Raw genomic sequence first — 24,735 nt, forward strand, 5'->3', positions numbered from 1 at the left:
GCATGGACATGCGCGCGGATCTGTTGATTGTCGGTGCCGGTATGGTCGGCAGCGCCCTGGCCCTGGCGTTGCGCCACAGTGGCCTGGAGGTGCTGCTGCTCGATGGCGGGCCGCTGTCGGTCAAGCCTTTCGATGACGCCGCGCCCTTCGAGCCGCGGGTCAGTGCCCTGTCGGCGGCCAGCCAGCGCATTCTCGAGCGTCTTGGCGCCTGGGAGGGCATTGTCGGGCGCCGTGTGACGCCCTATTCGGACATGCAGGTCTGGGACGGCAGCGGTACCGGTCAGATTCATTTCTCGGCCGCCAGTGTGCATGCCCAGGTGCTCGGCCACATCGTCGAGAATCGTGTGGTTCAGGACGGCCTGCTGGACCGTCTGCACGACAGTGACGTCGGGCTGCTGCCCAATGCTCGCCTGGAGCAGTTGCGCCGCTCCGGCGATGAGTGGCTGGTGACCCTGTCCGATGGCCGTCGCCTGCGTGCGCCGCTGGTGGTCGCCGCCGACGGCGCCAATTCGGCCGTGCGGCGCCTGGCGGGCTGCGAGACGCGCGAGTGGGATTACCTGCATCACGCCATCGTCACCAGCGTGCGCTGCAGCGAGGCGCACCGCGCCACGGCCTGGCAACGCTTCACCGACGAAGGGCCGCTGGCTTTCCTGCCGTTGTCGCGCGATGACGGGCAGCACTGGTGCTCGATCGTCTGGTCCACTACCCCGGAGCAGGCCGAGCAGGCCATGGCGTTGGATGACGCGGCGTTCTGCCAGGCGCTGGAGCGCGCCTTCGAAGGCCGCCTGGGCCAGGTGCTGCATGCCGACCGCCGTGTCTGCGTACCGCTGCGCCAGCGCCATGCCAAGCGCTATGTGGATGAAGGCCTGGTGCTGATCGGCGATGCTGCCCACACCATCCACCCCCTGGCGGGGCAGGGCGTCAACCTGGGCTTTCTCGATGCGGCAGTGCTGGCCGAGGAGCTGATGCACGCGTGCGAGCGTGGCGAGCGCCTGGCGGATATGAAGGTGCTGAGTCGCTACGAGCGTCGACGTATGCCGCACAACCTTGCCCTGATGGCGGCGATGGAGGGCTTCGAACGCCTGTTCCAGGCCAATCCTCTGCCGCTGCGCTGGCTGCGCAACACGGGCTTGAAACTGGTGGAAGGGATGCCCGAGGCCAAGGCAGTGTTCGTGCGCCAGGCCTTGGGGTTGAGCGGCGACCTTCCAGACCTGGCCAAGGCGTGAGGGCCCTATCGCGGGGCAAGCCCGCTCCTACAGGTACGCCACCTGCCTGAAGAACGGGGTGGTTCTGTAGGCGCGGGCGTGCCCCGCGATTGCTTTGCAACATCCGGTAACTGCTTCCAGGGTGAGTGGGAAAATGGGATTCACTACCATTTGCATCTCTTTAACCCCGAGGAGCATCCACCATGTCGCCCCGCAAGCCCCTACTGGCCGCCCTGGCCCTGACCCTGTTCGCCGGTTCCGTCCAGGCGGCGGATGATGAAGTGGTGGTGTACTCCTCGCGCATCGACGAACTGATCAAACCGGTATTCGATGCCTACACCGCCAAGACCGGGGTGAAGATCAAGTTCATCACCGACAAGGAAGCGCCGCTGATGCAGCGCATCAAGGCCGAGGGCCAGAACGGCGTCGCCGACCTGCTGCTCACCGTTGATGCCGGCAACCTCTGGCAGGCCGAGCAGATGGGCATCCTGCAGCCGATCAAGTCGGACGTCATCGACAAGAACATTCCGCCGCAGTACCGCGCCTCTTCCCACGACTGGACAGGTCTGAGCCTGCGTGCGCGGACCATCATCTACTCCACCGAGCGGGTCAAACCCTCGGAACTGAGCACCTACGAAGGCCTGGCCGACAAACAGTGGGAAGGCCGCCTGTGCCTGCGCACCGCAAAGAAGGTCTACAACCAGTCGCTGACCGCCACCCTGATCGAGACCCATGGCGAGGCCGAGACCGAGAAGCTGGTCAAGGGCTGGGTCAACAACCTGTCCACCGACGTGTTCTCCGACGACAACGCAGTGATCCAGGCCGTGGCCGCGGGCCAGTGTGACGTGGGCGTGGTCAACACCTATTACTACGGGCGCCTGCACAAGGCCGACCCGAAGCTGCCGGTGAAGATCTTCTGGCCCAACCAGGGCGACCGTGGCGTGCACGTCAACCTCTCGGGTATCGGCCTGACCAAGCATGCCCCGCACCCGGAAGCGGCGAAGAAGCTGGTCGAGTGGATGACGGGCGAGGAAGCGCAGAAGCTGTTCGCCGACATCAACCAGGAATTCCCGGCCAACCCCAAGGTCAAGCCATCGGATGAAGTCGCGGCCTGGGGCAGTTTCAAGGCCGACAGTCTGCCGGTGGAAGTGGCCGGCAAGCGCCAGGCCGAAGCCATTCGCCTGATGGATCGGGCTGGCTGGAACTGAGTTTCACAGCTTATCCTCTCGGGGCCTTCCTGGGCCCCTTCGCCTGAAGCCGCTCCCACAGGTTGGAAGCGGCTTTAGCTGCGAACGACTGCACAGCGGTCGCAACCTGCAACCGAGATACCTGCCTTGCCCCACTCCCCCCAACGCCGTTGGTACCTTCCGGTCAGCCTTGTCGCCGCCCTGGTGCTCCTGCCCCTGAGCGTACTGGTGCTGTCATGGCAGTCGATCGACACGCAGATCTGGTCGCACCTGCTCGACACCCAGATGAGCCGCCTGCTGGGCAACACCTTGACCCTGGTGCTGGGCGTGGGTGTCGGCGTCACCGTGCTGGGCGTCAGCCTGGCCTGGCTCACCAGCCTCTGTGAGTTCCCCGGCCGGCGCTGGCTCGACTGGGCGCTGATGCTGCCCTTTGCCATCCCGGCCTACGTGCTGGCCTTCGTCTTCGTCGGCCTGCTGGATTTCTCCGGCCCGGTGCAGAGTGCCTTGCGCGAGCTGTTCGGGCCGATGCGCCTGCCCCGGGTACGTTCGACCGGCGGGGTCATCATCGTGCTGGTGCTGGTGTTCTACCCCTATGTCTACCTGTTGGCGCGCACCGCCTTTCTGGCCCAGGGCAAGGGCCTGATGGAGGCCGCGAGGGTGCTGGGGCTGTCGCCGTTGCAGGCGTTCTGGCGGGTGGCGCTACCGATGGCGCGGCCGGCCATTGGCGCGGGCATCGCCCTGGCGTTGATGGAGACGCTGGCGGACTTCGGTGCGGTCTCGGTGTTCAACTTCGACACCTTCACCACCGCCATCTACAAGACCTGGTACGGATTCTTCAGCCTGTCCGGTGCGGCGCAACTGGCCAGCCTGTTGCTGCTGGCCGTGATGCTGGTGCTCTATGGAGAACGCCGCGCCCGTGGCGCCAGCCGTAGCGGCAACGAGCGCCCGCGCGGGCAGGCGCTCTATCATCTGCGCGGGCTCAAGGCGCTGGCGGCCAGTGGTTGGTGCCTGCTGGTGTTCGCCTGCGCCTTCGTCATCCCGCTGCTGCAGTTGCTGGCGTGGTTCTGGCAGCGGGGCCGACATGATCTGGACGAGCGCTATGGCGCGTTGATCCTGCACACCCTGTACCTGGGCGCGATGGCGGCGTTGATCACCGTCAGCGTGGCGCTGCTGCTGGCCTTTGCCCGGCGTCAGGCGCCCACGCCATCGATTCGTGCCGGCGTCGGCTTGGCCAACCTGGGCTACGCCTTGCCTGGCTCGGTGCTCGCGGTGTCGATCATGCTGGCGTTCAGCTATCTGGACAATCAACTGGTGATTCCGCTTTCCACCTGGCTGGGCGGCGCCGGCAAGCCGCTGTTGCTGGGCAGTGTGTCTGCGCTGTTGCTGGCCTATCTGGTGCGCTTCATCGCGGTGGCCTACGGGCCGCTGGAAAGCAGCCTGGAGCGGATCCGCCCGTCGCTGCCGGAGGCTTCGCGCAGCCTCGGCGTGGCGGGGCCGAGATTGTTTTTCAAGGTGTATCTACCGCTGCTGGTGCCGGGTGCGCTCAGTGCCGCGCTATTGGTGTTCGTCGATGTGCTGAAGGAGATGCCGGCCACGCTTCTGATGCGGCCGTTCGGCTGGGACACCCTGGCCGTGCGGGTGTTCGAGATGACCAGCGAGGGCGAATGGGCGCGCGCTTCGTTGCCGGCCCTGACCCTGGTGCTGGTGGGGCTTTTGCCGGTCATCGGCCTGATCCGCCGCTCTGCCTCTCGTCCTGGGCATCCTCGCTGAGGGTGCCAGTCCCCGCCCTTGCGGCTACAATGCGCGGCATTCGTAGAGGTGGGTCCTACAAGATCAGGTGTTGATTCAACAGCACCGACCGCCTCTGCTTCGCCACGCCCGGAAGGAGAAACCCATGGGACAGCGCACGCCCCTGTACGACCTGCATCTGGCGCTTGGCGCCAAGACGGTCGATTTCGGCGGTTGGGACATGCCCCTGCATTACGGCTCTCAGGTCGAAGAACATCATCAGGTCCGCAGTGATTGCGGCGTCTTCGACGTTTCCCACATGACAGTCATCGACATCGACGGTGCCGACGCCACCCCCTGGCTACGGCGCCTGCTGGCCAACGACGTGGCCCGCCTCGAAAGCCCCGGCAAAGCCCTCTACAGCCCGTTGCTCAATGAGCAGGGCGGGGTCATCGACGACCTGATCGCCTACCGCACCGAAGACGGCTATCGACTGGTGGCCAATGCTGCCACCCGCGACAAGGTACTGGCCTGGCTGAAGGCCCAGAGCGAAGGCTTTGCCGTCTGCATCGAGGTACGCCCCGAGCTTGCGATCCTCGCCATCCAGGGGCCCCACGCCCGTGAGAAGGTCGCCGCATTGCTCAGTGTTGCGCGTGCGGCGCTGATTCGCGAGCTGCGCCCGTTCGAGGGTGTCGCCGAAGGCGACTGGTTCGTCGCCCGCACCGGCTACACCGGCGAAGATGGGCTGGAAATCATCCTGCCGGGCGATCAGGCCGCAAGCTTCTTCTACGACCTGGTCGGCGCCGGCATCGCCCCCAGCGGCCTTGGCGCTCGTGACACGCTGCGCCTGGAGGCCGGCATGAACCTGTACGGCCAGGATATCGACGAAGCCCACACACCGCTGACCTCCAACCTGGGTTGGAGCGTTGCCTGGGAGCCTGCTGAACGCGATTTCATCGGCCGCAGCGGCCTGCTGGCGGAAATCGAGCGTGGTGTGCAGGACAAACTGGTCGGCCTGGTACTGGAGGAGCGCGGCGTTCTGCGTGCCCACCAGACAGTTCGTGTTGCCGGTATTGGCGAAGGAGAGATCACCAGTGGTAGTTTCTCCCCTACGCTGAGCAAGTCCATTGCCTTGGCGCGCGTGCCCATCGCCACTGGCGACCGCGCCGAAGTAGAGATTCGTGGCAAGTGGTATCCGGTGCGGGTGGTCAAACCGACCTTCGTGCGCCACGGCAAGACCCTGATCTGAACACTCAATTACCGGCGGTAGACCGCTGAGCCAACCGAGGAATACGACACATGAGCAATATCCCCGCCGACCTGCGTTTTGCTGAAAGTCATGAATGGGCGCGCCTGGAAGCCGACGGCACCGTGACCGTGGGTATCAGCGATCACGCCCAGGAAGCTCTGGGTGATGTAGTGTTCGTCGAACTGGCCGAAGTCGGCAAGGTGTTCGCCGCGGGCGACGCTGCGGGGGTGGTCGAGTCGGTCAAGGCCGCATCCGACATCTACGCCCCGGTCGGCGGCGAAGTCATCGCCGTCAACGAGGAGCTGGCCGACAGCCCTGAGCTGCTCAATGAAGAGCCCTACGAATCGTGGATCTTCAAGCTCAAGCCGAGCGACAAGGCCGAGCTGGACAAACTGCTGGACGCGGCAGGCTACAAGGCTGCCATCGGCGAGTGATGGCGTGCGGCCGAGGCCGCACACAGGGGCTGCCTGGCAGCCCTATGCCAGCGTAACGCCCAAGGCCTGTGCACAGGCTTGCAGCGAACGTCGTTCGCTCTGGGCGTACAGCGCAAGTTCGTCCTGCACTTTGAGTCCCAGCGCTGCCTCGAAGGCGTCGCGGTTGGCATTGCTGCCATAGTCGGCCTGGGCATCGTCGCCCAGATTCGACTGGAAGATCCCTGCGGCACTGACCGGCAGGAAATCCTCGTACACCAGCGCCTCGAAATGCACATGCCCAGCGTCGATCAGGCCTTGCAGCGTGGACGGTCGATCCTGGCGACCTCGCTCGGCCAGGCCTTTTTCGGTGGCGAAGTAACGGAAGTACGCCAGCCCCTGCTCGCGCATCTGCGTCAGATCATCCGGGAATTCGGCAAAGTGTTGCGCCAGCAGCGTCTTGTAGTGCTCGGCATTGGTTTCGGCCGGTACGCCGTTGAGGGCGGCCCGGGTCGCGTCGAGCAGGCGGTCGTAGAGCGCCCGGCCTTTCGGCGTCAGCGCCGCCCCGCGTTGCTCGATCTCGCCGAAGCGCGCGGTGTGGCTGCCCTGGGCATCGCTGAACGCGACCTTTTCCTGCAACGCCTTGAAGCTGGTCTGACGCAGCAGTATCGGGTGACGCCGAGTGGGCGGGCCTTCGACCACGGCCTTGGGCGGAATGCCCTTGGCCGGCATGCCGACCTGGATTGCATCGATGTCCAGCGTGCGCGGGGTCAGGTGATTGATATGCGGGCCCTTGAAGGCCACCACATCGGCGATCAGGCGGTGCTGATCGTGCAGTTGCTGGTACTGTTCGGCGGTGACCGTGGCTTGCTGGTGCCAGCGGAAAGTGTGCAGCGCCTCCTGTACGAAGGTTTCGGCATCGGCTGCGTTCAGGCCGCCGTCGCGTTCGCGCTGGGCGATCAGTTCGAGCACGCGCGGGGTGAAGATCTGGCGTTTGGCCAGGATGTCTTGGGCCAATGCGCGCAGGGGCGGGTTATCGATCAGTTCCAGGCGCAGCAGCGAGGTGAACACGCGGAACGGGCTGATGTGCAGCGCCTGTTCGTGCACCGCGCGAAAGGCGGTGGAGTGCACCGGGACGCCGGCCGAGCTCAGGTCGTAGTAGCCAACCGGCTCCATGCCCATGACGGCGAACAGGCGGGCGATGGTCGCCAGCTCTTCGGCGGTGCCGACGCGGATCGCGCCATGGCGCTCCTGATCCAGGCGTTCGACTTCACCGGTCCAGCGCAGGGCCTGGGCGACCTCAGGCTGCTGGGCCATGACCTGCTGGTTGATTTCGCTCACCAGCGCCAGCAGCGTGCCGTACAGCGGCACTTCCTGTTTGTACATGAGCGACATGGCGGCAGAGAACTGCGCGCGGATGTTGTCGGGGCTGACGAAATCGTGGGCGGGCATCGCTAGCTTCCTGAAGGTCAGTAGATACCCTTACATGAAAGCGGGGAATGGACTTTGTCCACAAGCGAAAAAAAGTGTGAGGGTCATTCCTTTTGCTATTGAATTTGCCGGCCCTATCGCGGGGCCAGTCGCAGCGGCGAACCGCCGCTCCCACAGGCACCCCGCAGGTCTCAGAGTCGGCGGGGTGCCTGTGGGAGCGGGCTTGTCCCGCGATAGGGCCGGCCGCTCCAGCGCATCACCCAGGCAACTGCGCCCGAATCCACTCCACCAACGCCCGCACCTTGGGCACCTCCGCGGCATGTTCGGCGAACGCCAGGTAGTGCTTGCCGTTGCTCGGCATGGCATGGTTCCAGGCCACCACCAGGCTACCCTCGGCCAACTCCTTGGCCGCCAGGTAGCGCGGCACCAGGGCCACGCCGCAGCCGGACTGCGCGGCACTGAGGGCCATGTAGAAGGTATCGAAGCGCGGGCCATGGTAGCTGTTGTCGGTGTGCAGCCCCTGTTCCAGGAACCATTCATGCCAGGCCTCCGGCCGCGAAGTGCTTTGCAGCAGCACCTGCCCGGCCAGCGCGCCGGGGCTGTCCAGCACTTGTCCGGCCAGTAGCTCCGGGGCGCATACCGGCACCACTTCTTCGCCGAACAGTTCCACGCAGGTCGCACCCGGCCAGGTGCCCTGGCCGAAGAAGAACACCACGTCGGCCGAACCCTGCAGCAGGGCGAAGGGCTCCATTTCGTTGCGGATGTCCAGGTGGATGTTCGGGTGGCGTTTGCCAAAGCCCTTGAGCCTAGGAATCAACCAGCGCACGCCAAAACTCGGTTGAGTGGCTACTTTCAATACTTCGGTCTGCTCGCCATAGGTGAGGACATAGCGGCTGGACATGTCCACCTGGGTGAGGATCTTGTTGACCTCGGCCAGGTACAGCGAGCCCGCCGGCGTGAGCTGCAGGCGCCGGCGGATGCGCAGGAACAGGTGGTGACGCAGCATCTCTTCGAGCTGTGCCACCTGCTTGCTGACAGCGCTCTGGGTCAGGTGCAGCTCTTCGGCGGCGCGGGTGAAGTTCAGGTGGCGGGCGGCAGCCTCGAAGCACTGCAAGGCCGTCATCGACGGAACCAGGCGTTTGGACATGGCACTCTCTACGGCAGCGATACCATTCCGCAGGGGAATGATAAGAGGAATAAAGGTCGTTTGTTGCAGCAATGTAATCGGATTAATACTGATCCCCATCACCTTTTCAACCCTTCACCCGATGTAGGAGAAGCACAATGGTTGCTGCATTGCTCGAGCGCCTCGGCGTCGCCGCCGCGGATCACACCCAGGGCGACTACCCTGTCCACACGCCGATCGACGGCAGCCAGATCGCCTCGGTGAAATTGCTCGGCAAGGCCGAGACCATCGCCCGCATCGACCAGGCGCAAACAGCCTTCGAAGCCTGGCGCAACGTACCGGCCCCGCGACGCGGCGAGCTGGTGCGTCTGTTTGGTGAAGTGCTGCGTGCGCACAAGGCTGACCTTGGCGAGCTGGTGTCCATCGAAGCCGGCAAGATCACCCAGGAAGGGCTGGGCGAAGTGCAGGAGATGATCGACATCTGCGACTTCGCTGTCGGCCTGTCACGTCAGCTCTACGGCCTGACCATCGCCTCCGAGCGTCCGGGCCACCACATGCGTGAATCCTGGCACCCGCTGGGCGTGGTTGGGGTGATCAGCGCCTTCAACTTCCCGGTTGCGGTATGGGCATGGAACACCACGCTGGCGCTGGTAGCTGGCAACTCGGTGGTGTGGAAACCTTCGGAAAAGACCCCGCTGACCGCACTGGCCTGCCAGGCGCTGTTCGAGAAGGCCCTGAAAGCCTTTGGTGAGGCGCCGCAGGGGCTCAGCCAACTGGTGATCGGCGGGCGTGAAGCCGGTGAAGCCTTGGTCGATGATCCGCGTGTACCGCTGGTCAGCGCCACCGGCAGCACCCGCATGGGCCGCGAAGTAGGCCCACGGGTTGCGGCGCGCTTCGGCCGCAGCATCCTCGAACTGGGCGGTAACAACGCCATGATCCTTGCCCCGAGCGCCGACCTCGACCTGGCCGTGCGCGGCATCCTGTTCTCGGCCGTGGGTACTGCTGGTCAACGCTGCACCACGCTGCGCCGCCTGATCGTCCACCGTTCGATCAAGGACGAAGTGGTCGCCCGCGTCAAAGCCGCCTACGGCAAGGTGCGCATCGGCGACCCGCGCAAGGACAACCTGGTCGGCCCGCTGATCGACAAGCTGTCGTTCGACGCCATGCAGGGCGCGCTGGCCAAGGCACGCGACGAGGGTGGGCAGGTCTTCGGTGGCGAGCGCCAATTGGCCGACCAGTACCCCAATGCCTATTACGTATCGCCTGCCATTGCCGAGATGCCGGCGCAGAGCGAGGTGGTGCGCCACGAAACCTTCGCGCCGATTCTCTACGTGCTGGCCTACGATGATTTCGAAGAGGCGCTGCGCCTGAACAACGAAGTGCCACAGGGCCTGTCGTCGTGCATCTTCACCACCGACATCCGCGAGGCCGAGCGCTTCCAGAGCGCCTCGGGCAGTGATTGCGGTATCGCCAACGTCAACATCGGCACCAGCGGCGCGGAAATCGGCGGCGCCTTCGGTGGTGAGAAAGAGACGGGTGGTGGCCGTGAGTCCGGTTCGGATGCGTGGAAGGGCTACATGCGCCGTCAGACCAATACCGTGAACTACTCGCGTGAGCTGCCGCTGGCGCAGGGTATCGTGTTCGACTGATGTAATGGCCGGGGGCCTTGGCCCCCGGTTCGCGGGGCAAGCCCGCTCCTACAAGGATCGCGCAGGCGATGGGGATCCCTGTAGGAGCGAGCTTGTCCCGCGATTGGGCGATACGCCGCCCTAACCGCAACAAGAATAATATTGCTGGAGCCGGGCCATGTCCGAACTGCGTCAAGAATGTCTGTGGGAATCGATCACCCAACCGACCGTTGCTTCACAGGCCCTGGCCGGTGAATACAAGGCCGATGTCTGCGTGATCGGCGCAGGAATCACCGGGCTGTCGACGGCGATCCACCTGCTCGAACAAGGCAAGTCGGTCGTCCTGCTGGAGGCGTGGAAGGTTGGGCATGGCGGTTCCGGGCGCAATGTCGGGCTGGTCAATGCCGGGACCTGGATTCGCCCTGACGACGTCGAGGCAACCCTGGGCGTCGAGCAGGGCGGGCGCCTGAACAAGGTGCTGGGCGAGGCGCCCGGTGAAGTCTTCGCCATGATCGAACGCCTGGGCATCGACTGCCAGGCTCAGCACAAAGGCAACCTGCACATGGCGCACAACGCCACGGGCTTCGCCGACCTCGAAGCACGCCACGAGCAATGGCGCCGCCGTGGTGCCGACGTGGAACTGCTGCGGGGGGCCGAGTGCCAGGAATACTGCGGTACCGACAAGATTTCCGCCGCGCTGCTCGACCGCCGCGCTGGCACCATCAACCCCATGGGCTACACCCAGGGCCTGGCCGCCGCAGTGCAGCGTCTGGGGGGTAAGCTGTTCCAGCAATCGCCGGTCGAAGGCCTGACGCGTGATGGCGACGGCTGGCGAGTCGCCACCGACCGTGGAAGCGTGCGCGCCGACAAGGTGGTGATTTCCACGGGCGCCTACACCGAGGGCGACTGGAGCCATTTGCAGAAGCACTTCTTCCGCGGCTACTACTACCAGGTCGCCTCCAAGCCACTGCAGGGGGCGGCGGCCGACAGGATCCTGCCCCATGGCCAGGGCTCGTGGGATACCCGCACCGTACTCAGCAGCATCCGCCGCGATGATCAAGGTCGCCTGCTGCTCGGCAGCCTGGGCCGGGTCGACAACAAGCCGGCGTGGTTCGTGCGCAGTTGGGCCGATCGAATCCAGAGCCATTACTTCCCCGAGCTGGGCAAGGTCGAGTGGGAGGTGCACTGGACCGGTTGCATCGACTTCACCCCCGACCATCTGATGCGCCTGTTCGAGCCGGCGTCGGGGGTGGTGGCGGTGACGGGCTACAACGGTCGTGGCAATACCACGGGCACGGTGATTGGGCGGGCCCTTGCGGAGTTTCTGCTCAAGGATGATCCCGACCACCTGCCGATCCCGTTCTCGCCGATGAAACCGGTGAGTGCGCCTTCGTTGCGCACGGCCTTCTACGAGTCGGGCTTCTCGCTGTATCACGCTGGGCAGTGCTTGCGCGTGGTGTTGTGATTGCGCTGGCCCTTTCGCGGATAAGCCCGCGAAAGGGCCCGTTTATTTGTGCAGCCAGCTCAGGAAGCCACCCTTCTTCACCGCTGCCGGTTTCTGCAGCAGCAGTGACTCCCGGCTCTGCAGCCTGAAGCGCTGCAGCTTGTTCAACGCCTGCACCACGTCGCCGCGCTCGGCCAGGCAACTGCGCACCTGCTCCTTGTCGATCCGGTACAGCAGGCAGCCAGTCAGGGTGCGGAACTCGGCGAACGAGCTGTCCTCGTCCATGATGCCCTCGATCCCCAGCACTTCCCCCGGCCCCATGCGCCCGGCCTCCACCCGCTTGTCGCCATTGCGGATCGATGCCTGGACCACGCCGCTGCCGATCACCAGCAGGTGATCGGACTGTTCGCCGACATCCAGGATCACCTGGTCGGCCAGATACTCCACCGCCATCATGCGCTGGCTGAGGGCATCGCGCTCCTCGCTGCTCAGGGAACGGAACACCCGCACTTCGTCGAGCAGCTCACGCTGTCGGCTGCGTGGGGTCACGGCGAGGTCGAGGTTCCACATCACGCCGCTGGCCTCGAGATGGCGGTGGGCGAGGTCGAACAGCTGGTTGCGTACTTCGGTCTTGTGCGCCGCGTCGGCGATAAAGCCGCTGGCCTCGTATTCCACCGATTCCAGTGTCGAGGCTTTCACCGACACCTTCGCTGCGGGTGACGGGAGCAGGGCGCTGGTGCCTTGCAGGGCCTTTTCCAGCGCATCGAACACCCGCTTGGGGCGGATCCTGGCGGGTACCACCACACTGATCGAAATTCCGTGGCGGTCGGCAGGCCGGCTGTGGTTGAGCAGGCGCGCCTTGGCTGCCACCGAGTTGGGAATCACCGCCAGGCTGCCGCTGCCGGTGATCAGCCGCGTGGCGCGCCAGTCGATATCCACCACCTTGCCCTCGGTGCCGTCGATGGAGATCGAGTCACCGATCTGGTAGGGCCGCGTGGTGTTGAGCACGATGCCGGAGAACACGTCGGCCAGGGTGCTCTGCAGCGCCAGGCCGATGACGATGGCCATCACCCCGGAGGTCGCCAGCAACCCCTTGACCGGCAGTTGCAGGACATAGGCCGCCGCTGCCACGGCCGCGGCGAGAAAGATCAGCGCCCCCACGACATCCTGCAGCAGGCGTCCGCCGTGACTGCCGCGGGCGATCATCAGCAGGCCGAACACCACCGTCACCGTGCGCGCGCCGAACAGCCACCAGCCGATGGTCAGCACCGTGGCGATCAGGTTGCGCGCGACATCGTCCGCCCATGGCGGCGGTTGCAGTGGGCTCATGCCGGCAGCCAGCAGAACCGCGCTGAAGATGACGAAGATGCCCAGGCGCGTGACGATACGCCAGGCGCGGCGCTCCAGCGGGATCAGTTGCCAGAGCAGCAGGTCGAGGAAGATCAGGCAGGTACCCAGCAGCAGGGGATAAGACTGGATGAAGGCCAGCATGGTGGTCTCGGGGGGCTAGGGGAGGGCTGAGGGGTAGTAAAGAGCAGGTTGGTTGCCCAGGCAATGGGGCATCTGTGGGAGTGGGTTTGCCCGCGAACAAGACCGCACCGATTTCATCGTTCCAAAAAAGGAACGCTAAGGCTGTTTTTCACTATCTACCGCAAGAAATGCAATGTTTTTAATCTGTGCCCATGCAGTCGAGACAACAACCCAACCCATCCGAAGGAGCACGACCATGAGCCAATTCACCTACAACCGCCTGAACAAAGACGACGCCGCCGTACTGCTGGTCGACCACCAGGCAGGCCTGCTGTCGCTGGTCCGCGACATCGAACCGGACAAGTTCAAGAACAACGTGCTGGCGCTGGCCGACCTGGCCAAGTTCTTCAACCTGCCGACCATCCTCACCACCAGCTTCGAGCAAGGCCCCAACGGCCCGCTGGTGCCAGAGCTCAAGGCGCTGTTCCCGGACGCGCCCTACATCGCCCGCCCTGGCCAGATCAATGCCTGGGACAACGAAGATTTCGTCAAGGCGGTGAAGGCCACCGGCAAGAAGCAGCTGATCATCGCCGGTGTCGTGACTGAAGTGTGCGTGGCCTTCCCGGCACTGTCGGCCCTGGCCGAGGACTTCGAAGTGTTCGTGGTGGCCGATGCCTCCGGCACCTTCAACGAGATGACCCGCGATGCCGCCTGGCGCCGGATGGAAGCTGCCGGTGCGCAACTGATGACCTGGTTCGGCGTGGCCTGCGAGCTGCACCGCGACTGGCGCAACGACGTCGAAGGCCTGGCCGCGCTGTGCTCCAACCACATCCCCGACTACCGCAACCTGATCACCAGCTACAACGCCCTCACCGCAGGCAAGTGAGCCGCCCCGCCAGGCGCCCTCTGCGGCGCCTGGTCAACTTTTGCTCAGGTATTCAGCAATGAACAACAGCAGCGTGGTCACCCTGGTGATCCAGCACAAGGTCCGGGCCGATGCCCTGGCGCACTACGAGACCTGGTTGCGTCATACCGTCGGGGTTGCCCGCCGCCAACCGGGTCATCTGGACGTGAACGTGATCCGCCCGGACGCCAATGGCGGTCAGTTCACCACCGTGGTGCGTTTTGCCGATGCAGGACAACTGCGTGCCTGGGTCGATTCACCGGAGCGCCAGCGCCTGGTCGCCGAAGTGCTGCCGCTGCTGGAGGAGGGTGACCAGACCCGTATCCACGATGACCCGGAGTTCTGGTTCACCCCATCCAGCACGGCAGCGACACAGCCTGCGCGCTGGAAGCAGGCGGTGCTGACTTATCTGGTTATCTGCCCGATGACCTTGCTGGTGCCCCTGTTGCTGGCGCCGCTGTTCGCAAAGGTGCCGCCGCTGGGCGGGCCGTTGGCGAGCAACTTGCTGGTCAACCTGTGCGTCATCCTCCCGGTGGTGTTCTTCATCATGCCGTGGGTGACGCGCCGCTGCGCCGGATGGCTGCGCCGTTGAGCGCACGCCCGACGATCCACTGCTAGCGTTCAATCGCCCGATCATCACCACCGGACGGAGAGCACCATGAACCAGGACCCCACCGACAAGAGCCGCCGCCGTTTCCTCGCCAACAGTACCCTGCTCGGTGCGGCCGGCGCGCTCTGGTCCGCACTGCCCTTCACCGATTCCGCCCATGCCGACATTTCAGGAGATCCCATGACCGCCGACCTCATTCTGTTCAACGGCAAGCTGCACACCGTCGACCGTGAAAAACCGACCGCCACTGCCGTGGCCATCAAGGACGGGCGCTTCGTCGCCGTGGGCAGCGATGCCGAGGCCATGGCCCACAAGGGCAACAGCACGCAGATCATCGACCTGAAGCAGCGCACGGTGATCCCGGGTCTGAACGACTCGCACCTGCACCTGATCCGCGGCGGCCTCAACTACAACCTCGAACTGCGCTGGGAAGGCGTGCCATCGCTGGCCGATGCCCTGCGCATGCTCAAGGAGCAGGCCCTGCGTACACCAACGCCGCAATGGGTGCGAGTGGTGGGTGGCTGGAACGAATTCCAGTTCGCCGAAAAACGCATGCCTACCCTTGAAGAAATCAACCAGGCTGCGCCTGACACGCCGGTGTTCATCCTTCACCTGTACGATCGGGCGCTGCTCAACCGTGCGGCGTTGCGTGCTGTCGGCTACACCAAGGACACGCCCAACCCGCCCGGTGGCGAAATCCAGCGCGACAAGTTCGGCAACCCGACCGGCATGCTCATAGCCCGTCCCAACGCGACCATCCTCTACGCCACCTTGGCCAAGGGGCCGAAGTTGCCGTTGGAGTACCAGGTCAACTCGACCCGTCAGTTCATGCGTGAGCTCAACCGCCTCGGCTTGACCAGCGCCATCGACGCAGGTGGCGGCTACCAGAACTTCCCGGACGACTATTCGGTGATCCAGCAACTGGCCGACAACGACCAGCTGACCGTGCGCATCGCCTACAATCTGTTCACCCAGAAACCCAAGGAAGAGCTGGACGACTTCAAGAAGTGGACCTCCAGCGTGAAAGTTCACAGCGGCACCGACTTCCTGCGCCACAACGGCGCTGGCGAGATGCTGGTGTTCTCCGCGGCCGACTTCGAGGACTTCCTCGAGCCGCGTCCGGACCTGCCGCAGACCATGGAAGAAGAGCTGGAGCCGGTGATCCGTCACCTGGTCGAGCAGCGCTGGCCGTTCCGCCTGCATGCCACCTACGACGAGTCCATCTCGCGCATGCTCGATGTGTTCGAGAAGGTCAACCGCGACATCCCGTTCAACAACCTGCCGTGGTTCTTCGACCACGCCGAAACCATCTCGCCGAAGAACATCGAGCGGGTGCGGGCGTTGAATGGCGGGATTGCCATCCAGGACCGCATGGCCTTCCAGGGTGAGTATTTCGTCGACCGCTACGGCGCCAAGGCCGCCGAGAAGACCCCGCCGATCCAGCGCATGCTCGCCGAGGGTGTGCCGGTCGGTGCCGGCACCGATGCCACCCGAGTATCGAGCTACAACCCGTGGACGTCGCTGTACTGGATGGTCAGCGGCAAGACCGTTGGCGGCCTGGAGCTGTATCCGGAAGGCCTGAGTCGCGCCACGGCGCTTGAGCTGTTCACCCATGGCAGCGCCTGGTTCTCCAGCGAGCAGGGCAAGAAGGGGCAGATCAAGGTCGGGCAATTGGCTGACCTGGCGGCGCTGTCGCTGGACTTCTTCAGCGTCGAGGAAGAGGCGATCAAGAGCATCGAGTCGGTGCTGACGGTGGTGGATGGCAAGGTGGTGTACGGCGCGGCGGAGTTCGACAAGCTCGGCCCGGCGCAGATTCCGGTGGTGCCCGAGTGGTCGCCGGTGGCCAAGGTGCCGGGCCACTGGCGGGCCGGTGCGCCGCTGGCGGCGGCGGTACACCAGTGCGTCGGGCCGTGCGGGGTGCATGCGCACAGCCATGAGAAGGCACGCCATTCCAGCGTGCCGGTGAGCGACTATCAGGGCTTCTGGGGAGCGCTGGGCTGTTCCTGCTTCGCGTTCTGAAACTCAAGCCATATCACTGACCGCAAACTCCTCGGCCAGATGGTCGATCAGCGAGCGTACCGAAGGCAGCAGCCCGCGCCGCGACGGGAAGATCGCATGGACGATCCCGCAGCGCGGCTGCCACGCCGGCAACATCTCCACCAGGCGCCCCTGGGCCAGGTCCTCGCGCACCGCCACCCGCGGCAAGTGCGCGATGCCCACCCCCGCCACCACGAAATGCCGCAGCGCGAACAGATCATCGGTGACCATGCGCGGCGTGTGCGTGATCACCAGCTTGCGCGCCATGTCCTCCCCCTGGAACAACTCCCATTGATACTTCTGCTGCGCCGCGCCCCAGTGCAGGCTCGGCAGCGAGCTCAGCACCTGCGGTTCGAAACCTTCGGGCAGCTGGGCGAGAAACGATGGATGGCCCACCAGGCATTGGGTGCTATTGCTCAGCACCTTCATCACCATGTCAGTGTTCTCCAGCGGCGGGAAGCGCACCCGTAGCGCCACATCGAAGCCTTCATGCAACAGGTCGACGCGACGGTTGGTGCTCTCGATGAACAGCTCCACCTGCGGGTACTTGAGCATGTAGCGCGTGAGCATCGGCCCGACCCACGAGTTGAGCAGGGTGGTGGGGCAACTGATTCGCACCAGACCACGTGGTTCGCTGCGGTTGCGCTCGATGATCTCTGCCGCGCCCTCGGCTTCCACACGCATGGCCAGGCAACGGTTGTAGTAGGCCTGGCCGATCTCGGTCAGCGAACAGTGGCGGCTGGTACGGTGCAGCAGGCGAACGCCAAGACGGTCTTCCAGGTCGGCGATGCGCCGACTGAGTTTCGACTTGGGCATGTCCAGCGCCCGGCCCGCCGGGGCGAAGCCGCCATGCTCGACGACCTGGGTGAAGAAATAGAGGGAATTCAGGTCTTCCAAGATCGTTCTCCAAACAGAACGCTACAGACAATTTTTGCAGTCTACCGCATCAAAGGTGATGTTTTTAATCTGTACTCATCAACGCGCAACACCCACTTACCGCACATCAAAGACACATTGGGAGTACAGACCATGAGCCAATTCACCTACAACCGCCTGAACAAAGACGATGCCGCCGTACTGCTGGTCGACCACCAGGCAGGCCTGCTGTCGCTGGTCCGTGACATCGAGCCGGACAAGTTCAAGAACAACGTGCTGGCGCTGGCCGACCTGGCCAAGTTCTTCAACCTGCCGACCATCCTCACCACCAGCTTCGAGCAAGGCCCGAACGGCCCGCTGGTGCCAGAGCTCAAGGCGCTGTTCCCGGACGCGCCCTACATCGCCCGCCCTGGCCAGATCAATGCCTGGGACAACGAAGATTTCGTCAAGGCGGTGAAGGCCACCGGCAAGAAGCAGCTGATCATCGCCGGTGTGGTGACAGAAGTGTGCGTGGCCTTCCCGGCACTGTCGGCCCTGGCCGAGGACTTCGAAGTGTTCGTGGTGGCCGATGCCTCCGGCACCTTCAACGAGATGACCCGCGATGCCGCCTGGCGCCGGATGGAAGCTGCCGGTGCGCAACTGATGACCTGGTTCGGCGTGGCCTGCGAGCTGCACCGTGACTGGCGCAACGACGTCGAAGGCCTGGCCGCGCTGTGCTCCAACCACATCCCCGACTACCGCAACCTGATCACCAGCTACAACGCCCTCACCGCGGGCAAGTGACCCAGCCAATGGCCGGTCGGTACGCCTCGTGAGCGACCGGCCAGCCGCGCGATGGAATGTTCCTCGCGCCCCGCACTCAAGATCCAGACCTACCCGACTTTCAGGAGATTCCGACATGAGCACACTAGTTACCCGCGATGGCACCGCGATCTATTACAAGGACTGGGGCAGCGGCAAGCCCGTGCTGTTCAGCCACGGCTGGCCGCTGGACGCCGACATGTGGGATGGCCAGATGGAGTTCCTGGCCAGCCGCGGCTACCGCACCATCGCCTTCGACCGCCGCGGCTTCGGGCGTTCCAGCCAGCCGTGGAACGGTTACGACTACGACACCTTTGCCGATGACATCGCCCAGTTGATCGAGCACCTGGACCTGCGTGACGTCACCCTGGTCGGCTTCTCCATGGGCGGTGGCGATGTCACCCGCTACATCGCCAAGCATGGTAGCGAGCGCGTGGCCGGGCTGGTGCTGCTGGGTGCGGTGACGCCACTGTTCATCAAGACCGCCGACAACCCCGAGGGCGTCGACAAGTCGGTATTCGACGGTATTCGCGACGGCCTGCGTGCCGACCGTGCGCAGTTCATTTCCGACTTCGCCGCGCCGTTCTATGGCATCAACCATGGGCAGAAAGTCTCCCAGGGCGTGCAGGCCCAGACCCTGAACATTGCCCTGCTGGCCTCGCTCAAAGGCACCATCGACTGCGTGACGGCGTTCTCCGAAACGGACTTCCGCCCGGACATGGCGAGGATCGATGTACCGACACTGGTGATCCACGGCGATGACGACCAGATCGTGCCGTTCGAGACCACCGGCAAGAAAGCCGCCGAGATGATCAAGGGGGCGCAGTTGAAGGTGTATCAGGGTGCACCACACGGCTTTGCCGTGACCCACGCGCAGCAATTGAACGACGACTTGCTGGCGTTTCTGGCGAAGTGACCGGCTGAGGCCTGGCCTGCGCAACTGCGGCATTGAGGGCGACTGGAGACAGTCGCCCTTTTTGCTGTTTGTGTGGTGGGTTTTCGCAGGTATCAGATCACGCCAGTGGATCGGAAGGCTCTCACGCCTTAGGCGGAAAGCTGAAACTCCCTCCCGGAACGCCTTCCCTCCAGAATTGTGCATTCTGTGTAGAGGAGCAACGTTCAAATGAGCTCGATGTGCTTGAGGTGTGTAAGGTACGGCCTTACACTTTGGCGACCATGATACGAAGCTTCAGGCACAAGGGCCTCAAGGCTTTGTACCAGCGTGACGACAGGTCGGGTGTTCGTGCCGATCATGTACCGCGCTTACGAAGACTCTTGGCCTCACTCGAGATCGCGAAGGGCCCGCACGATATGGAGCGTCCGGGAAACCGTATTCATCCCCTGCGCGGACATTTGGAGGGGTATTGGGCTGTCAACGTATCGGGAAATTGGCGGCTGGTGTTTCGCTTTGTCGGCACTGATGCAGAGCTTGTGGACTATCTGGACTATCACTAGGAGGCACTGTCATGCCCATGCATAACCCCCCCCATCCGGGTGAAGCGTTGCGCGAGGATGTCCTGCCGGCGATTGGCCTGAGTGTCTCTGCGCTTGCTCGTCATCTCGGTTATTCCCGAGGTCAACTGTCCACTGTGATGAACGGGCGCGCAGCTATCTCCGCCGATCTTGCGTACCGGCTTGAATTGGCTGGTCTGGGCAGTGCCCGCCAATATCTGGCAGAGCAGGCGGCGTATGATCTATGGCAGGCTGCTCATCGTGAGCACCCGCCTATCGCGCGGCTGGGATTTGCTTGAGCCGAAGCTGATTTTGACCCTTCCTGGCACGGCGTCGAGCAGGTGCCGTGTCGCCGCAGGGGCGGCATGGAGGCCCCTGCGGCATACAGCTCAGTCGCTATCCGATTCGAACAACCGCTCCAGCTCCACCCTGGCCTCCTTGGCCGTCTGCATCACCTTCGCCCGGTCATCGCGAACCCGTCCCTGTGCTTCCAGCACCTGCTGGTCATGCTCGGTGAAGCGCTGGATGCGGTCTGCCGCCTGGGACTCGCTCAGGCCAAGGCCGATCAAGGTCAGGCGGGTCATCTCCAGGCTCGAGTAGAAGGTCTCGCGAATCGGCTCGGCGCCGACGTCGAGCAACTTGTGCACGTGCTGGCGGTTACGCGCCCGGGCGATCACCTTCAGGTGCGGATACTCATGCTTGACCCGCTCGGCGATGCGGATGGTCGCTTCCGGATCGTCGGTGGTGATGACGAAGTACTCGGCCTCGCCGACCTTGGCCGCATGCAGCACCTCGGGGCGCATCGGGTCGCCGTAGAACACCGGGGCCTGTTCGAAGGTGCGGGTCATCTCGATGGCATCGACCGAGGTGTCCAGGGCGATGAAGGAGACTTTCTGGGCCCGCAGGATACGCGCCACGATCTGCCCCATGCGGCCCATGCCGATGATCACCACGCGCGGGGCGTCGGCCTGGATCGTGCGGTATTGCTCTGGCACTTCGCGGGTTGGCGCCGGGCGCTTGATCAGGCGCGAGCTGGCCAGCAGCAACATCGGCGTCAGGGCCATCGACAGGGTGATGGTCATCAGCAGCAGGTCGTAGGTGTAGGTGTCGAACAGGTTCTGGTCCTTGCCCAGCTTGAACACCACGAAAGCGAACTCACCGCCCGCCGCCAGCACAAGCCCCAGGCGCAGCGCGCTCAGGTTGCTCAGGCCGCCCACCGCACGGCCGACCAGCATCAGCAGTGGCAGTTTCACCGCTACCAGCAGCAAGGTCAGGCCCAGCAACAGCGCGGGTGCCTCCAGCAGCAGGCCAAGGTTGGCGCCCATGCCAACGCTGATGAAGAACAGCCCCAGCAGCAGGCCCTTGAACGGCTCGATCTGCGACTCCAGCTCGTGCCGGTATTCCGAGTCGGCCAGCAGCAGGCCCGCGAGGAACGCGCCCAGTGCCATGGAAATGCCGGCTTCCTCCATCAGCCAGGCGGTGCCGATCACCACCAGCAGCGCGGTGGCCGTGGACACCTCCGGCAGGCCGGTACGGGCGACGATGCGGAACAGCGGGCGCAGCAGGTAGCGCCCGCCGACGATGACGATGGCGATGCTGCCGAACACCCGCAGGCCATGTTCGATGCTGTCACCGTGGCTGGTGTCCGGGCCGCTGGCCGCCAGCAAGGGCACCAGCGCGATCAGCGGGATTGCCGCGATGTCCTGGAACAACAGGATCGCAAAGGCCAGGCGCCCATGGGGGGCGTTCAGTTGCTTGCTTTCGGCCAGGCTCTGCAGGCCCAGCGCGGTGGATGACAACGCCAGGCCCAGGCCGAGCACCACGGCTGCTGGCAGGGACTGGGCAAAGCCGAACAGGGCGATGGCACCGATGATCGCGCCAGTCAGCACCACTTGTGCCAGGCCTACGCCGAACACCGCCTTGCGCATCAGCCACAGGCGTCGTGGGGAAAGTTCGAGGCCGATGATGAACAGCAGCAGGACTACGCCCAGTTCAGAAATGTGCGCCACGCTCTCGGTGTCGCGGATCAGGCCCAGTGCTTGTGGTCCGATGGCCACGCCGGCGAGCAGGTAGCCGATGACGGCACCCAGTTGCAGGCGCTTGGCAAGGGGCACGGCGACGACGGCGGCAAGCAGGAAGATCACTGCGGTCTGCAGGATGCTGCCTTCATGTGGCATGGGTAGAACTCCAGGAGGCTTGGATGAAGCGCTGTGTGAGCAGGCGCCGGGGACGGTAGGCATTTTCGTCTCGGCGGGGGGAGGGGGCAACCGTCGGGGGTGGGAAGCAGCGTTCAGGATCTGGAGCCTTTGTAGCCCTCACGAGCCTCTTCGCGGGCAAGCCCGCTCCTACAAATGGGAGCGGGCTTGCCCACGAAGAGGCCCGTGAGGCCACCATCGTTATTGCAGATGTTCCTTCAGCGCCTGCGCCGCCTGGCCCATCGCGCTACGAGTTCCGGGCACCTGTCCCAGCACGTTCAGCAATCCGAAGTCATGGATCATGCCGTTGTAACGCACGGCAGTCACCGGCACACCGGCAGCATCGAGCTTGCGGGCGTAGGCTTCGCCTTCGTCACGCAGTACATCCATCTCGGCAGTCTGCACCAGTGCTGGTGGCAGGCCTTTGAGTTGATCCAGGCTGGCCCGCAGCGGCGAAGCATGGATATCGTCACGCTGGCGCGGGTCGGTGGTGTAGCTGTCCCAGAACCACTGCATCATGTTGCGGGTCAGGAAGTGCCCTTCGGCAAACTGGTTGTACGACGCATTGTTGAAGTTGGCATCGGTGACCGGCCACAACAGCGCCTGGAACCGCAACTTGGGCGTACCTGCTTCCTTGGCCTTGATCGCCACCACCGCCGCCATGTTGCCGCCGACGCTGTTGCCGGCCACGGCCAGTCGGCTGCCATCCACACCGATTTCCTTGCCGTGCTCGGCTACCCAGCGGGTTGCGGCGTAGGCCTGGTTGATCGCGGTGGGGAACTTGGCGTCTGGCGATGGCGTGTAGTCGACATAGACCGCCGCCGCGCCGGAGCCAACCACCAGATCATGGATCAGGCGCTCGTGGGTCGGGTAGTCGCCCAGCACCCAGCCGCCGCCGTGGAAGAACATGAACACTGGCAGCTCACCCTTCGCGCCTTGCGGGCGCACCACGCGGATGTCCAGCGGCTTGCCGTCGATCTGCAGGGTGCGACGCTCGACCTCGATACCCGAGAGGTCGACCTTGACGCTGGCCTGCGCACCGCTGAGCACGGCCCGTGCGTCTTTGGGCGCCAAGGTTTCCAGCGGCTTGCCGCCACCGGCGGCCAGGGCGTCGAGGAAGCCCTGGGTGGTGTGCTCGACGCCGGGGCTACCGGCGGCGAAGGCGCTGTTGACGGCGAGGGCCAGCAGGCCGGTGGTCAGGGTGCAGGACAGTTTCATGGTTCAAGCTCCTCTGGTGTCGGGCCGTGGGGTTCAGTTCTGGTTGGCGGCGGTGGTGGGGTGGATGTAGCTGACCTTCTGCACCTGGCCGCTGCTGTCGCGGTAGGTGAGGGTGGCGGCCGAGGCATGGCTGCGGGTGCTGTTCGGGGCATCGACCGCGATGACCTGGGCGATGTCCAGGTTCATGCCGTAGTGGTACGGCGTGGCCTCGATGGACTGGGCGAAGGCGCCTGCAGTGGTGCACAGGGTCAGGGTGGCGATGGCGAAGGCTTTGCGAAGAGTGGTCATGATCGTTCTCCAAGGGTTCGGTAAGGGGTCAGCGACTGCTTGCTGCTTGAGGTGAATATTGCTCGCAAATATTTAGCGCGCAAAATATATTTCCGCTATGGAGAAGATTGAGAGGGGTAATCGGTGGTTGTGCGGACGTTGGGTCAACTGCCGGGGCGGTATTGCAGTGCCTCAGCCAGATGGGGGCGGTCGATGTGATCGGCTTGTTCAAGGTCGGCCAGGGTGCGGGCGACCTTGAGCAGACGGTGAGCGGCGCGCAACGAAAGGTTGAGTCGCTCGCACGCGCCCTCCAGCCATGACTGGTCGGCGGCTTTCAGGTCGCAATGCTTGCGCAGGCCTGGCATATCGAGAAACGCGTTGGCACAACCCTGGCGGCGCTGTTGCCGCTCGCGGGTCTGGGCGACCTGGGCGGCGACGCTGGCGCTGGTCTCGCCACTGGGCTGGTGGCTGAGGGTGGTGCTTTCGCGTGCGACGGTCAGGTGCAGGTCGATGCGGTCGAGCAGCGGGCCCGAGAGCTTGTTGCGGTAGCGCTGGATCTGCTCAGGGCTGCACCGGCAGCGGGCTGCCGGGTCGCCCAGGTAGCCGCAGGGGCAGGGGTTCATCGCCGCTACAAGCTGAAAGCGCGCAGGAAAGCGCACCCGGTCCCGGGCCCGTGAAATCACGATCTCGCCAGACTCCAGCGGCTCGCGCAGCACCTCCAGCACACGCCGTTCGAACTCGGGCAGTTCGTCGAGAAACAGCACCCCATGATGGGCCAGGGTGATTTCCCCAGGCTGTGGCCGACTGCCGCCACCGACCAGTGCCGGGCCCGACGCGCTGTGATGAGGATGGCGAAACGGCCGCTGTGGCCAGCAGTCGATCGGTGCCTTGCCGCTGACCGACTGGATGGCCGCAACCTCCAGCGCCTCGTGCTCGTCCAGCGGCGGCAGCAAGCCCGGCAGGCGGCTGGCAAGCAAGGTCTTGCCAGTGCCGGGTGGCCCGGTAAACAGCAGATTGTGCGCCCCCGCCGCCGCGACCAGAAGGGCGCGCTTGGCCGCGATCTGCCCCTGTACTTCGCTGAGGTCCGGATAGGGGCGCGCGCGTAGCATCAAGCCGTTGGCGGCATAGGCTGGCAGCGGTGCCTGGCCATTGAGGTGCGCCACCAGCTCCTGCAGATGCCCGACCGCATACACCACCAGCCCACTGGCCAAACTCGCCTCCTCGGCATTCTCCCGCGGCACCACTAGTGCCCGCCCGGCCTCCCGCGCCGCCAGCGCCGCTGGCAGCACGCCCTGCACTGGGCGCAATGCCCCGGATAGCGCCAACTCGCCCAGGCATTCGAAATCGACCAAGGTCGCCACCGGCACCTGGCCGTTGGCGGCGAGGATGCCCAGGGCGATGGCAAGGTCGTAGCGGCTGTCTACGGGTTAGTTTGCAATCATGGACGCTCTATAACTCCTTGTTTTCCATCCTGAAATAGTTAGTGCTACGTCCATG

21 protein-coding genes and 1 pseudogene are annotated in these 24,735 nt (G+C 64.6%); 14 read left to right on the forward strand and 8 right to left on the reverse strand.

Features of this window, described 5'->3' with window-relative positions:
* The first annotated feature begins 8 nt into the window (after nt 1-8).
* The 5 genes from AB688_RS02910 to gcvH all read left to right on the forward strand — a co-directional run bounded on the left by AB688_RS02910 (nt 9) and on the right by gcvH (nt 5,803).
* Complete coding sequence (locus AB688_RS02910) at nt 9-1,226, forward strand: 2-octaprenyl-3-methyl-6-methoxy-1,4-benzoquinol hydroxylase (protein WP_196759890.1); 1,218 nt, start codon at nt 9-11, stop codon at nt 1,224-1,226.
* 182 nt (nt 1,227-1,408) lie between these two features.
* Complete coding sequence (locus AB688_RS02915) at nt 1,409-2,413, forward strand: extracellular solute-binding protein (protein ID WP_063542061.1); 1,005 nt, start codon at nt 1,409-1,411, stop codon at nt 2,411-2,413.
* Between the two features lie 126 nt (nt 2,414-2,539).
* Nucleotides 2,540-4,162: an ABC transporter permease gene (locus AB688_RS02920; protein WP_063542062.1), complete on the forward strand. Its 1,623-nt coding sequence runs from the start codon at nt 2,540-2,542 to the stop codon at nt 4,160-4,162.
* 124 nt (nt 4,163-4,286) lie between these two features.
* Nucleotides 4,287-5,369 (forward strand): glycine cleavage system aminomethyltransferase GcvT, encoded by a 1,083-nt coding sequence (gcvT, locus tag AB688_RS02925; protein ID WP_063542063.1) that lies wholly within the window; start codon nt 4,287-4,289, stop codon nt 5,367-5,369.
* Nucleotides 5,370-5,419: 50 nt separating this feature from the next.
* Nucleotides 5,420-5,803: a glycine cleavage system protein GcvH gene (gene gcvH / locus AB688_RS02930; RefSeq protein ID WP_054894075.1), complete on the forward strand. Its 384-nt coding sequence runs from the start codon at nt 5,420-5,422 to the stop codon at nt 5,801-5,803.
* Between the two features lie 42 nt (nt 5,804-5,845).
* Here the strand turns inward: gcvH and AB688_RS02935 are convergent, their stop codons facing one another.
* On the reverse strand, nt 5,846-7,231 hold the full coding sequence (locus tag AB688_RS02935) for a VOC family protein (protein WP_063542064.1): 1,386 nt from the start codon (nt 7,229-7,231) through the stop codon (nt 5,846-5,848).
* A gap of 235 nt (nt 7,232-7,466) precedes the next feature.
* The gene (locus AB688_RS02940) at nt 7,467-8,357 is read right to left on the reverse strand and encodes a LysR substrate-binding domain-containing protein (protein ID WP_054893715.1); all 891 of its coding nucleotides are present in this window, start codon (nt 8,355-8,357) and stop codon (nt 7,467-7,469) included.
* Nucleotides 8,358-8,494: 137 nt separating this feature from the next.
* On the opposite strand from AB688_RS02940, the gene AB688_RS02945 reads away from it, so the two are divergent.
* On the forward strand, nt 8,495-9,985 hold the full coding sequence (locus AB688_RS02945) for an aldehyde dehydrogenase family protein (protein WP_054893714.1): 1,491 nt from the start codon (nt 8,495-8,497) through the stop codon (nt 9,983-9,985).
* Nucleotides 9,986-10,142: 157 nt separating this feature from the next.
* On the forward strand, nt 10,143-11,429 hold the full coding sequence (locus AB688_RS02950) for an NAD(P)/FAD-dependent oxidoreductase (RefSeq protein ID WP_063542066.1): 1,287 nt from the start codon (nt 10,143-10,145) through the stop codon (nt 11,427-11,429).
* A 42-nt stretch (nt 11,430-11,471) separates the two neighbouring features.
* On the opposite strand, the gene AB688_RS02955 is transcribed toward AB688_RS02950, so the two are convergent.
* Nucleotides 11,472-12,899: a mechanosensitive ion channel family protein gene (locus AB688_RS02955; protein ID WP_063542068.1), complete on the reverse strand. Its 1,428-nt coding sequence runs from the start codon at nt 12,897-12,899 to the stop codon at nt 11,472-11,474.
* A 235-nt stretch (nt 12,900-13,134) separates the two neighbouring features.
* On the opposite strand from AB688_RS02955, the gene ycaC (AB688_RS02960) reads away from it, so the two are divergent.
* The 3 genes from ycaC (AB688_RS02960) to AB688_RS02970 all read left to right on the forward strand — a co-directional run bounded on the left by ycaC (AB688_RS02960) (nt 13,135) and on the right by AB688_RS02970 (nt 16,411).
* Nucleotides 13,135-13,764, forward strand: a complete 630-nt coding sequence (ycaC, locus tag AB688_RS02960; protein ID WP_054893711.1) for an isochorismate family cysteine hydrolase YcaC — start codon at nt 13,135-13,137, stop codon at nt 13,762-13,764.
* A 58-nt stretch (nt 13,765-13,822) separates the two neighbouring features.
* Nucleotides 13,823-14,374 (forward strand): antibiotic biosynthesis monooxygenase, encoded by a 552-nt coding sequence (locus AB688_RS02965; protein WP_063542070.1) that lies wholly within the window; start codon nt 13,823-13,825, stop codon nt 14,372-14,374.
* A 198-nt stretch (nt 14,375-14,572) separates the two neighbouring features.
* A complete protein-coding gene (locus AB688_RS02970; RefSeq protein WP_172964840.1) occupies nt 14,573-16,411 on the forward strand; it encodes an amidohydrolase in 1,839 nt (612 codons plus the stop codon).
* Nucleotides 16,412-16,414: 3 nt separating this feature from the next.
* Here the strand turns inward: AB688_RS02970 and AB688_RS02975 are convergent, their stop codons facing one another.
* The gene (locus tag AB688_RS02975) at nt 16,415-17,326 is read right to left on the reverse strand and encodes a LysR substrate-binding domain-containing protein (protein ID WP_063542074.1); all 912 of its coding nucleotides are present in this window, start codon (nt 17,324-17,326) and stop codon (nt 16,415-16,417) included.
* A gap of 132 nt (nt 17,327-17,458) precedes the next feature.
* Here AB688_RS02975 and ycaC (AB688_RS02980) point away from each other — a divergent pair, with 132 nt between their 5' ends.
* From ycaC (AB688_RS02980) to AB688_RS26025, 4 genes are all read left to right on the forward strand, one after another.
* Nucleotides 17,459-18,088: an isochorismate family cysteine hydrolase YcaC gene (gene ycaC / locus AB688_RS02980; RefSeq protein WP_054893711.1), complete on the forward strand. Its 630-nt coding sequence runs from the start codon at nt 17,459-17,461 to the stop codon at nt 18,086-18,088.
* A gap of 115 nt (nt 18,089-18,203) precedes the next feature.
* Complete coding sequence (locus AB688_RS02985) at nt 18,204-19,022, forward strand: alpha/beta fold hydrolase (protein WP_063542079.1); 819 nt, start codon at nt 18,204-18,206, stop codon at nt 19,020-19,022.
* A 260-nt stretch (nt 19,023-19,282) separates the two neighbouring features.
* Nucleotides 19,283-19,561 (forward strand): type II toxin-antitoxin system RelE/ParE family toxin, encoded by a 279-nt coding sequence (locus AB688_RS02990; RefSeq protein ID WP_054893718.1) that lies wholly within the window; start codon nt 19,283-19,285, stop codon nt 19,559-19,561.
* A gap of 11 nt (nt 19,562-19,572) precedes the next feature.
* Nucleotides 19,573-19,857, forward strand: coding sequence for a HigA family addiction module antitoxin (locus AB688_RS26025; RefSeq protein ID WP_081255182.1), 285 nt, complete (start codon nt 19,573-19,575; stop codon nt 19,855-19,857).
* Nucleotides 19,858-19,947: 90 nt separating this feature from the next.
* Here the strand turns inward: AB688_RS26025 and AB688_RS02995 are convergent, their stop codons facing one another.
* The 4 genes and pseudogenes from AB688_RS02995 to AB688_RS03010 all read right to left on the reverse strand — a co-directional run.
* A complete protein-coding gene (locus AB688_RS02995) occupies nt 19,948-21,735 on the reverse strand; it encodes a monovalent cation:proton antiporter-2 (CPA2) family protein (protein WP_063542080.1) in 1,788 nt (595 codons plus the stop codon).
* 219 nt (nt 21,736-21,954) lie between these two features.
* A complete protein-coding gene (locus AB688_RS03000) occupies nt 21,955-22,971 on the reverse strand; it encodes an alpha/beta hydrolase (protein WP_063542082.1) in 1,017 nt (338 codons plus the stop codon).
* Between the two features lie 33 nt (nt 22,972-23,004).
* Complete coding sequence (locus tag AB688_RS03005; RefSeq protein WP_063542083.1) at nt 23,005-23,259, reverse strand: DUF2790 domain-containing protein; 255 nt, start codon at nt 23,257-23,259, stop codon at nt 23,005-23,007.
* A 143-nt stretch (nt 23,260-23,402) separates the two neighbouring features.
* Nucleotides 23,403-24,653, reverse strand: a pseudogene (locus AB688_RS03010) (YifB family Mg chelatase-like AAA ATPase); the annotation flags it as partial.
* Nucleotides 24,654-24,735: the final 82 nt, after the last annotated feature.

Origin of the sequence: Pseudomonas putida, from assembly GCF_001636055.1 — a bacterium.
Lineage (GTDB): Bacteria > Pseudomonadota > Gammaproteobacteria > Pseudomonadales > Pseudomonadaceae > Aquipseudomonas > Aquipseudomonas machongensis.